Genomic DNA, 2,035 nt, shown 5'->3' on the forward strand with positions numbered 1-2,035 from the left:
GGCAGGGGCAGCAGCAACGTCTTCCACGCCTTCTACGTGGCCGTGGTCATGGTGCGGCAGGTCTTCGCCGTGGGCGAAATTCCAGGCTACCTGCAGGAAGCGGTAGCACATCAGCGACGAGCCCAGAGGCACGCACAGGTACACCCACCACATCGGGATTTCCATGTCTACCGAGGTCTGGTCCGTCTGGGCAATGTGGTACACAAAGTTAGCCCCCAGGGAAGCCACCGTGCCGGTAAACAAAGCCCCCGCCAACAGTCCAAACAAAATCAACATGCGCTGGGGCTTGCCGGTAAGTTTGCGGATGATGACGTCCACCCCCACGTGGATGCCGGTGCGCACGCCATAAGCGGCACCAAACTTGGCCATCCACACGAACATGAAAATGCACAGCTCTTGTGCCCAGCTCACGTTCATGCGCACGGTGTAGTCCTGGATGTAGGGCACGCCCGACAGGAAGCGGTGCACCACCGAGAAAAAGATCACCAAAGTGGCAGCACCGATGAGGAAGGCGATGAGCCATTCCTCCAGGTGGTTCAAAAAGCGGTTGATCACAATCGTCTCTCAATGTCGAGGGGCTTACTTGGGCGCGACAAAACCAGCAGCCTTGTACGCGGCGTCAATGGTGGCCTTGCCGACGCGTGACTCCATCTCTTTGTGCACCGGCATCAGCGCCTTTTTCCACTCGTTCAGCTCGGCTGCGGTGGGCGTGTAGATGGTGGTCTTGCCGCTGGCCTTGATCTTCTCCATGGCCTGCACGTTTTCGGTGGCGGCAATGGCATTGGCGTAGGTAGTGGCATCCTTCATGGCGCCCTGCAGCGTAGTGCGAATGTCCGCAGGCAGGCCGTCCCAGAACTTCTTGTTCACGATGACCGCGTACGCCAGGTGGCCGTGGTTGGAAATCGTCATGTGCTTTTGCACTTCAAAAATCTTCTGGGTGTAGAAGTTGGAAGGCACGCCCTCGGTGCCGTCCACCACGCCAGATTGCAAGGCCTGGTAAAGCTCGCTGAAAGCCATCACCTGGGGAATCGCACCCAGGGCACGCATCTGCGCGTCCAGCACCTTGGAGCTTTGGATACGCATCTTCAAACCCTTGAAATCGGCCACGGTGTGCAGTGGCTTGTTGGCGCTCATGATGTGGAAACCGTTGTCCCAATAAGCCAGGCCCTGGATGCCCTTGGACTCCAGCTTTTTGAACAGCTCTGCGCCCAACGGGCCTTCGGTAATGCCACGGAAGGCGGCTTCGTCCTTGAACAGGAATGGCAGGTCAAACACCTCGAATTCCTTGGCACCCAAGGGGCCAAACTTGGCCAGCGACGGGGCCAGCATCTGCACCGAACCCAGTTGCAGGGCTTCGAGCTCTTCCTTGTCCTTGTACAGCTGGCTGTTGGGGTACAGCTCGACTTTCACCTTGCCTTTGGTGCGCTCTTCGGCCAGCTCTTTGAAGCGCTGTGCACCCTTGCCCTTGGGGGTATCGGGAGCCACGACGTGGCTGAACTTGATGACGATCGGGGCCTGCGCAAAAGCAGCAGGCGCGGCGCACAGGGCGGCGGCGATGGCAACGGTGGCGGCAGCGGCTTGGACCAGGGAACGGCGGGCGATTTTATGCATGGCGGTGTCTCCAGATGGAAATGTAGTGAGGGCCGGAGTGTGTTCTGCAGGCCGCCGGGCGGGTAGTGTGGACTTCCACATTTATCGCCTTACAGGGGGTTGAATTACGGGTTTTCCCTCGGTTTCTAAGCCTTAAAAAAGCATCCAACCGCTAGACTGCGACCATGCCTGTCCACCCCGCCCCCCACACCGCGCCGCGCCGCAAGGCGCGCAGCACACTGTGGGCCCTGCCGTTGCTGGCCTCGGTGCTGTTGGTGGCGGGTGTGATCGTGTGGGCCTGGCGCTCCGATCTGGACGAAGAGGCCGACCGCCGCGCCACCATGATTGCCGACGCGCTCAGCACCGAAGCCCAGTTGCGCGGCCGCGTGGATGTGGAAATGGTCCACCTGCAAGACCTGGCCAAGCAAATCCCCAAGCTGCCGCG

General features: G+C 60.2%; 3 protein-coding genes. 1 reads left to right on the forward strand and 2 read right to left on the reverse strand.

The features are described 5' to 3' along the window. Both ABI213_RS07975 and ABI213_RS07980 read right to left on the reverse strand, forming a co-directional pair. On the reverse strand, window positions 1-552 hold a 552-nt coding region (locus ABI213_RS07975), incomplete at its 3' end, for a TRAP transporter small permease (RefSeq protein WP_348026649.1). A gap of 27 nt (window positions 553-579) precedes the next feature. Further along, window positions 580-1,611: a TRAP transporter substrate-binding protein gene (locus ABI213_RS07980; RefSeq protein WP_348026645.1), complete on the reverse strand. Its 1,032-nt coding sequence runs from the start codon at window positions 1,609-1,611 to the stop codon at window positions 580-582. Between the two features lie 164 nt (window positions 1,612-1,775). On the opposite strand from ABI213_RS07980, the gene ABI213_RS07985 reads away from it, so the two are divergent. Next, the coding region (locus ABI213_RS07985; RefSeq protein ID WP_348026647.1) for a hypothetical protein at window positions 1,776-2,035 on the forward strand (260 nt) is incomplete at its 3' end.

Origin of the sequence: Rhodoferax sp., assembly GCF_039922535.1 — a bacterium.
Taxonomy (GTDB): Bacteria; Pseudomonadota; Gammaproteobacteria; order Burkholderiales; family Burkholderiaceae_C; genus Rhodoferax_B.